The sequence below is a fragment of the Candidatus Bealeia paramacronuclearis genome (assembly GCF_035607555.1).
In the GTDB taxonomy this organism is placed as follows: domain Bacteria; phylum Pseudomonadota; class Alphaproteobacteria; order UBA9655; family UBA9655; genus Bealeia; species Bealeia paramacronuclearis.
The window spans coordinates 1-9396 of the sequence record NZ_JAVHWZ010000010.1 but is presented as its reverse complement, the minus strand read 5'-3'; the positions used below and the strand labels follow the sequence as shown (position 1 = coordinate 9396).

Here is a 9396-nt window from a genome sequence, read left to right as displayed (position 1 = left end):
GGGTAATAACTGCGTTTTAAAACCTATCTAAACTTGTATATAGTTATCCAATTGGATAAGTTATTGAGTATCAGAGAAGCCAGTCGTATTCTTGGAGTGTCAAATGCGCACATTAAGGCGATGGAAAAAGAGAGTCGCCTTGTTCCCGAAAGAACAGCGGGAGGACAAAGACGTTATCCTTTATCTGCCTTGCGCCCCATCTTGTTCTCGCACTGAAAAGATAGATAGAAAACGCTTTGCTATGCTCGTGTTTCCAATCAGATCAACGGCAGGATTTGGAAAGACAAAAACAAGTCCTTGAGATGTATTGTGCAGCTCATGTTAGAAGTTTGAGACCATTGCGGACTTGGCAGGATGAATACAAAGGGTCTGAAGATCCCTGATAGTCATTTTAGACAGAGAAGCAGGTCGATTGGTTTTAACCCATGAGGTGTAATTCAATTTCTTTTCCAAAAACGTGAACACCAAAAGCCCATCCCTTTTGGAAATATTTTTTTCAACGAATATTTCTGAAGAACCTGCCGAAGAAGCCTTCCAGAAAGCCTGTTTTGTTTTTTTGGTTTCCTGAATGTTCAATAATGTTCTATTTTCTTCCATTATGATTTATTAATTTCAAATGAAGAAATTGCAACTCTTTCTTCTGTATATTCTTGTTTTTGGAATTGTTCTCTTCATTAATTCATTTTGTCATGTTTTTAGAGTAGTTTGAATAACCACTTTATCCTTTTGTTGAAAACCAATAATCATATACTTAATAATATGAAACTCATAGTTGCCGATCTTGTGAGAATATTCTAAGATATTTAATCCAGCAGAGACAGAATTGGCAAAGATCTTCATTTTAGAATGTACCAATATTAGATATGTTCTTACATTTTATCGTCTTTCTGCGTCACTATTGTCTGTGCCTATATGATCGGCTTTATATTGAGAAAACAATAAGCTTTCAATTGTAATATAGTACGATTTATTCAGTGATAGAAAGCTCTTTTAACTGTCCAAATATCTAGATCTAGGAGAAAATGGGAATAACGCACAGATTTGATATATAGAGCTGCTCTTTGCGAGCAGACCCACTCCGTGCATCTATAACTATGTCTTCATATTTTTTACGCGGAAAGAACTTGTATCTTAAGCAAATCCATGCATTGTACTGCTGTGTATCTAATAGAATTGATCTCGAGGTTTTCTTCTCTCCACAAGCAACTTCGTAGCATCTTCGATCATCTGAGTCAATAGTAAAATATCTCTATTTTCATACTCAAAAGCACTGCTAGATTAACAGCTAATGTAGTCTTTTCCAGTGCCACTTTTACTAATTATTATATAAATCATATAATAATATTCACACTACTTTTATTAAAATAGTTTAGAGATGGGATTGATTTCCAATAAATCTTTAATTTACTGTATAGAGCTTCTGGATTAAAATTAAAATTCCCAAATGCTCTTATCTTACATTTAAATGATCTAATGCATGAAAATCAGACCCAAACTGACCGTGCAAAGCCTCCCAATGAAATTGAGGAGAGTTCAAAGTCGCTGCTGATATAATGCTCAGATAAATAGATCGATTGGTTAATGGAGATTGTTTCAATGATGTTCACTTTTAATCATGGGACTGATTAGACACAAGAAGTTGGAAAACTCCGTCTAAAACAATCTTCCTTTTAATTTTGTCATCAAAATTGTGAACTTGTCCATAAATAAACTGATCTGCAATTCCATAGTTTTCTATAACAATGCCTTTGTGATAAATAGTCAAACGAAACTTGAAGAAAAAACCTAAGATTGTTATAAACTCTATTCATTGATTTTTCCTCCACATATGCTTTAAAACCTATAGCTGTACCAATGTTTTCTCCAAAATTAATTTTTGATTATTTTCGACAGCTTCAGTCAGATCCATATCAAAATTAATCTAGTATCGATTCATACGGGATTCCAATGTCATTGTCTTGTTTGCCCTTAAAAGAACTAGATTCTATCAATAGAGATAAATTATCGATATTTTTACTTTACTGTTAATATCAACTTTAAGATCCTTTGTGAGGTAAGCATGTTAAGATGAAATGTTTTGAATAAAAGTAGAGATATTTAGAAGTGCTTACTGTCCAAATGAAATCAATCAAATGATCTATTGTTTTTGCAAAGATGATTTCCCATGATTTATATCAATCTCTCGAATTAAACATCGACACTTTCGCGAGAAAAACTACTCGTTGTCAAGAGAAATTCGAATTAACTCGATATAAATCTGAACAATTGATTTAAATCTTAAATTCAATTGATATGTTGAACAAACTCGACATAAATCTGATTCAACTCGATATAAAGCTGAACCAACTCGATAAAAATCTGAATTCAACTCGATTAATCTGAATTAACTCGATATAAATCGAACCAACCTCGATATAAAAAAGTTATCCACATATCACAGGGTTTTAAGGACAAATTACATCAAAGACTAAAACTATTTCTATATATACATGTCGTTACTAGCTTGAGTGTAAAAGCGTTACTGTTTGAGGTAAAAGCGTTACTGTTTGATGTGCGTTACCGTTTGATGTATAATTTTCTTTATATCGAGTTGGTTCAGATTATATCGAGTTGGTCTAATTTATATCGAGTTGGTTCAGATTTATATCGTTGGTCTAGATTTATATCGAGTTGGTTCAGATTTACATCAGTTGGTTCAGATTTATATCGAGTTATCGGATTTATATCAGTTGGTTCAGATTTAAGATTGGTTCAGATTTTCTCTTGACAACGAGTAGTTTTTCTCCTTAAGTGTCAATGTTTAATTCAGAGATTGATATAAATCACGAAATCATCTTTGCTAAAATGTGTTAGACATTGATTGATTTACATTGGACAGATGACACTTCAAAGCATCTTCATCTTTATTCCAAAACTTTCATCTAGCATGCTTACTCCAAGACGTAGGTGATGCTGCAGTTGGTAAAAATGTCAATAATTTATCTCTATTGATAGAATCTGGTTCTTTTTTTAAGAGACAGGCAATCATATTGAATCCTGTATGGATCGATAATTAGGATTAATTTTTGATATGGATCAAGAAATTGAAGCTGCAGAAAAAAGAATCGAGAAATTTAATTGGGTAAAAGTTTTATTGGTTTTTTAAAGGCTATAGTTTCAGCTAAGGCGGTGGAGGAAAATGGTCCAATGAATAGAGCTAACACAAATGCTTAGGTTTTTTTTCTTCGAGATTTCGTTTACATTATTTATCTAAAAACGCTGTTTATAGGAAAACTATGGAATTGCAGATCAGTTTTTATTTATGGATTAAAGTTCTAATTTTGATGAAAAAAATTTAAAGGAAAGATTGTTTTAGACGAGTTTTCTTTAACTATTTGTTGTCTAATCCAGTCCCATTGAATGGGAAATGATTTTATCATTGAACAATCTCCATTAGCAATCGATCTATTTATCTGGCTTACATAAAAGCAGCGACTTTGAACTCTCTCAAAATTTCATTGGGAAACTTTGGTAATCAGTTTGGGTCTGATTTTTCATGCATTAGATCATTTAAATATAGATAAAAAAACATTTGGAAAGAATTTTAATTTTTATTCCAGAGCTCAATATAACGTTAAATCTAAGATTTATTGAAATCAATCCATCTCCTTCTTTAATAAAAAGTAGAACGAGTATTATTATATGATTTATAAGCAATAGGTGGTATTAAAGGTGGTACTCAAAAGATACATTAGCTGTAATCTAGCAGTTGCTTTGAGATGAAAAAATAGAGATATTTTACTAATTCTCAGATGATCAAGAAAGTGCTAGAAATATCATGGAGAGAAGAAACACTCGATCCACCCTATTGGGATACACAAGGGTGCAAATGCATGTTTGAATTTAAAACACAGTTCTTTCATTGTAAAAAATCTGAAGACATATGAGATCGGGGTAGAGATCTAGCTCGCAAAGAGCGGCTCTATATCATCAGATGTTGCGTTATTCCCATTTTCTCCTAGATCCCTAGATATTTGGACAGTTAAAAAACTTTCTATCCTGGTTGAATGATATTTTCTCCGTTAATCAAATTTGAAAGCTTATTGTTTTCTCAATAAAGCCGATCATAGGAGGCAATAGACAATAGAGACGTGAAAATTTGTTAAAAAATGTAGAAATATATACAATATTTAAGTGCATTTATTAGAAATTAGAAAGATCTTTGCCAATTCTGTCTCTGCTGGATTAAGTATCTTAGAATATTCTCCCAAGACTCAAAGCGTAACTAATGAGTTTCATGAATTATTAAATATGACTAATTTTCTAATTAAAAGTATTAAAAAATTTGTTTCAAAACTCTCTAAAAACGCAGCAAAAAATAAAGAACATAATAGAAAAAGGGCTCAACGATTCAAACAAGAATATACAGAAGAAAGAGTTGCAATTTCTTTTAAGAATTAATAAATCTGTAATGGAAGAATAGAACAATTACTTGAAACATTCAAAACAAAAAAAAAACAAACAGAGCTTTCTGGAAGAAGCTGTCGTGTTGCCCGTTGACAAGAAAATAGGTTCGCTGAAAAAAATCATTCATAAAAAGTTAGGCTGTTTAGTATTCGTTTTGTGAAAAGAAATGAGATTGAGACCACCAAGACAAAAATATGAGCTTTGTTAAAAATGATCATATCTCACGAAGTTACAATTAAACTTTTGACCGTTGAAAACACACGAGGAGACAGCCGTTCAGATCAAAACAAACAAGAGCAATCTTACGGATTTACGACATCGGCTTCGTGTCATCGACACCCCATTACCCGAGACGCTCAAAACCATCTGGTACACACCCAAACCTTATGCTGATTGCAGGCACAAACCGTCTCGAGTGGACAGATATGTTTGTTCATTCATTAGTACTGTTTTCTCTGTGTTTGCACTCCATAAGAACCTAAGACAAAATGGGCATTATTTTCACATCAATGATGTGACCATTCGTCCTTTGGGAGCTTTTAATTCTTGGTTTTACGCTGATAAATTAGGAAGGCGCATTCCAATTACTACCGCTTTTCTCGTGATGTGTTTAACAGTTTGTCTTGTCATCACACCAACTTATGCGCAATGGGAATGTGGGCGTTCGGTATATTTAGCGATTCCGTGCGCACTTACATTTGTTATGGCTGGAGAAAGCACTTAGCAAACGGGCTCATGCTTTTGAAAGCCCAAAGATACGAAGATACCTGTTTAACTATTACTTTAGTAGATTTAGGGGCTTCCCTGTGCTGGTATTCTCATACTCTCTTCAAGCTTATTTTTGTTTCTTTGGGAGAGTTATTCTCAAAATGAATATATAATAAGAATTTTGCTCTGCTTATTTATTATTACATTTTTATTTTTATTCAAAAATAGACTGTCTTTGACAGAATCTCGTTCTATACAACAGAAAGAGATTTATTTGAAGAGGCAGAGTTTTCAAAACAAAAAAATTGCCACCATTCTAAAAAACAAAAGAATATTGGATCAATGGCTTATTTATTGTGGCATTACTTTTTGTTATTCTTGTTTCATTTGTGATTGCTTATGTGTATTCTCATGAAATATTAAAAATAAAACTTAATTATTCTGTTATCGATATATCTGGGCACAATTTGTTTGTTATTATATTTGAATTGATAATGCAATTATTATTTGGTAGTTATAGTGTTTCAAATGGAAAATAAAAAAATATTCTCTCGTAGAAAGCTATTATGCCATTAGCATCCATCTTCCCTTTATTGGGATCTTATTGATTTATTATGAAGTTCAAATTATAATTTTAATGTTTTTCTTTTGATTAGGTCAAATCTTCATTCTTTATATGGAGAAACCTTGATGTCTGCACAATTTTTGCTTCACTTTCCAACAATTGACGCGCAGATTGGGAACATTTATGCTATTCCAGGTTAGTAGCTTGATTGCAGTCCTTCTCATGGAATACTTGAAAGCCCAAGGTGGATATAATTACCTTCGTATTTTTTTGAGCGCTTGCTGCATATCACGCATCTTTTGTCTCGCGAGCCTACAGCAGAAGAAAAAGCACAGTCTTTAACGGACATTATCTTCGTGGTTGATATCATTAACAAAACCAGAGGACAGGATCATCAATGGTTTTTGATAATGACGTTTCATGCACAACTGGCATTTGAGAACGTTCTTTATCGACTGCTTCTCAAGTTTCATGGCCACAATCGCTATATATGATGATTACTATTGCCGATTCTCAGCACCTCGTTTGATGCGGAAACAAATTCCAAAAAAGAGATGATTCTGAGTTTCCTCAGGCTCTTAGTCGATTTTGAATTCATCCGAGGGTTTGAAAAGCTCCCGATAATACACTCAGAGATCAATCTGTATTTGGTAGGTGGGGAGATTCAGCGGCTTTCAATATATGTATAAATATGTGCTGGAGCCTACACCAGTACGAGACTTTCAACAGAGATTTTGACATCGATTTGAGCAAAAAGGCAATTTTCAAACCGTCATTGTTTTACAGCAGGAATATCTGGATTATTTGGATCCAATTTCAACACATCATAAAAGCCTCGCGCAGCGGAGCGCCTCAAGTAAGATCTGATCGTATGTTTGGTGGCAATCCCCGAATTAAAGAGAAAACAATCGGTCAGTTTTGATGATCTCTTTCCTCCCAAAAAACGCGATGGGACAGGCCTTCCAAGCGTCAAGGACGCTGTGATTGAGATCTGTTCTGATGATGTTTTTGAGAGGATCCAAATAACCAAGATATTCGCTGTAAAACAAATGACGGTTTTGAAAATTGCTTTTGCTCAAATCCGATGTCAAAATCTCTGTTGAGAAATTCTGTACTGGTGTGGCTCCAGCACATATTTATACATATATTGAAAGCCGCTGAATCCTCCCACGCTACCAAATACATTGATCTCTGTGTTATCGAGTTTTCAGAGCCTCGGATGAATTAAAATCGACTAAGAGCCTGAGAAACCAGAATCATCTCTTTGGAATTTTGTTTCGCATCAAACGAGGTGCGAGATATCGCATAGTAATCATCCGCCATAGCGATTGTGGCATAAACTTGAGAAGCAGTCGATAAAGAATGTTCTCAAATGCCAGTTGTGTACTGATAACGTCATTATCAAAAACCATTGATGATCCTGTCCTCTGGTTTTGTTAATAGGATCCCTTTTTTGCTGGCCAGTTTGAGACAGCTCATAAGCCGATCAAGGTTGACGCTGTCGAAGAAGGCTTCCAGGTCAATGTCTACCACCCAGACCTTGCCATCCTGCACATATTGACTGGCTTTTGGACAGCTTGATGGGCAGATCTGCCAGGCCTAAAGCCATAGCTTGAGTCTGAAAAGCCTGGATCGAGCAACGGGTCAGGACTTGCACGCAGGCCTGTTAGTACCACAGGTCTAAGACCGTGGGGATACTGAGCTTGCGTGTTTTCCCATTCTCCTTAGGGATATCCCGTCTCAAGACGGGTTGGGGAGGATAAGTTCCAGCCAGAAGCTGTTTCCTCGTCCTTTCCAGGTAAAGTCAAGACGACTCTCAATGTCCTGGATTGATTTGTCATCAATGCCAGGGGCTCCTGTTGCGTTTGACTTTGCAAACACAGCCGGAGGTTTTCAATGGAACAGAGTGGGTTCCATCGTAGACGGTGTCGTATGGCAGTTCCTGCTCTGCAAAATGAGTACAGACCCTGACGTCCTGGAATCGGGTACCGCCAGTCATCGCCAGAGTCGTGGGAGATGGTGTTGCGCATCGTTTGCTGTCTCCTATTCATTCAAAGTTTCAGTTGCTTCCTTGATTAACCAATTCGGGCCTTCCTTCCCCATAGGAAGTACCATGCCTCTGCTGACTTCTTGAGCCTCATAGGGACATCATTGCTGGCGTCCTTGCTCTGGAAAGCACAGAGCGAAACTCAAGATCTCCGCGGTAAGACGAGAAGGTTTCGCAAGGCCATGCTGGATTTACTCTCTATGCACTTCTGCCTGAAGACGGGCTATTCTGTGTAATGCCAGGTTGCCCAGCCATAAAAGCCTAATATCCAGTTTCGTTCGTCACAGCCTTGTTTTGCCATCGGCTTCCTTCCTAGACTCCACAAGCTACACCTGCCCAGGTAAGGACCGCATCAGGTCAGCCCTCGGGGACTTTCTCCCTACCTTCTCGCCATGCACGGCGTCACATTATATCCACCTTGGGCTTTCAAGTATTCCATGAGAAGGACTGCAATCAAGAAGCTACTAACCTTTGAAATAGCATAAATACTTGTCGCCAATCTAGCGCGTCCAATTGTTGGAAAGTGAAGCAAAAATTGGCCAGACATCAAGGTTTCTCCCATATAAAGAATGAAGATTTGACCTAATCCAAAAAGAAAAACATTAAAATTATCAGCAATTTGAACTTCATAATAAATCAATAAGATCCCCAATAAAGGGAAGATGGATGCTAATGGCATAATAGCTTTTCTACGAGAGAATATTTTTTTATTTTCCATTTGAAACACTATAACTGCAAATAATAATTGCATTATCAATTCAAATATAATAACAAACAAATTGTGCCCGAATATATCGATAACAGAATAATTAAGTTTCTGTTTTAATATTTCATGAGAATACACATAAGCAATCACAAATGAAACAGAATAACAAAAAGTAATGCCACAATAAATAAGCCATTGATCCAATGTTCTTTTGTTTTTTAGAATGGTGGCAATTTTTTTGTTTTTTTGAAAACTCTGCTTATCTTCAAATAAATCTCTTTCTGTTGTATAGAGACGAGATTCTGTCAAAGACAGTCTATTTTTGAATAAAAATAAAAATGTAATAATAAGTAAAGCGAGCAAAATTCTTATTATATATTCATTTGAGAATAACTCTCCCAAAGAAACTAAAAATAAGCTTGAAGAGAGTATGAGAATACCAGCCACAGAGGCCCCTAAATCTACTAAAGTAATAGTTAAACAGGTATCTTCGTATCTTTTGGAGCTTTCAAAAGCATAGACGTTTGCCAGAGTGCTTTCGCCAGCCATAACAAAGGTCAATGTAACGCGAATCAGCATAAATATGCCGAACGCCCACATACCAAATTGGGCATAAGTAGGCGTGATAATAAGTGCTATAGTTAAACACATCACGAGAAAAGCCGTCGTGAGTAGTGGGATTCGTCTTCCTAATTTATCAGCGTAAAACCCAAGAATTAAAGCTCCCAGAGGACGAATGGTCCACATCATTGATGTGAAAATAATGCCCATTTTGTCGTGTAAGTCTTGTGGCACAAATACAGAAGAAAACAATGTTGCACAATGGATGAACAAAAACATATCCGTCCACTCGAGACAGTTTGTGCCGGCAATCAGCATAAGGTTTGGTGTGTGCCAGATGGTTTTGAGCGTCTCGAATAATGT

Annotated in this window: 5 protein-coding genes; 3 read left to right on the top strand and 2 right to left on the bottom strand. The window is 35.8% G+C overall.

Annotated elements, in window-relative coordinates; translation table 11 throughout:
• Positions 1-33 precede the first annotated feature (33 nt).
• Positions 34-216 (top strand): MerR family transcriptional regulator, encoded by a 183-nt coding sequence (locus Bealeia2_RS10300; protein WP_331256925.1) that lies wholly within the window; start codon positions 34-36, stop codon positions 214-216.
• Between the two features lie 1393 nt (positions 217-1609).
• Here the strand turns inward: Bealeia2_RS10300 and Bealeia2_RS10295 are convergent.
• Positions 1610-1765 (bottom strand): hypothetical protein, encoded by a 156-nt coding sequence (locus tag Bealeia2_RS10295; protein ID WP_331256924.1) that lies wholly within the window; start codon positions 1763-1765, stop codon positions 1610-1612.
• 2408 nt (positions 1766-4173) lie between these two features.
• Here Bealeia2_RS10295 and Bealeia2_RS10290 point away from each other — a divergent pair.
• Complete coding sequence (locus Bealeia2_RS10290) at positions 4174-4440, top strand: hypothetical protein (protein ID WP_331256923.1); 267 nt, start codon at positions 4174-4176, stop codon at positions 4438-4440.
• Between the two features lie 1557 nt (positions 4441-5997).
• Complete coding sequence (locus tag Bealeia2_RS10285; RefSeq protein WP_331256927.1) at positions 5998-6213, top strand: hypothetical protein; 216 nt, start codon at positions 5998-6000, stop codon at positions 6211-6213.
• Positions 6214-8145: 1932 nt separating this feature from the next.
• Here Bealeia2_RS10285 and Bealeia2_RS10280 read toward each other — a convergent pair.
• On the bottom strand, positions 8146-9351 hold the full coding sequence (locus Bealeia2_RS10280) for an MFS transporter (protein WP_331256926.1): 1206 nt from the start codon (positions 9349-9351) through the stop codon (positions 8146-8148).
• Between the last annotated feature and the right edge of the window lie 45 nt (positions 9352-9396).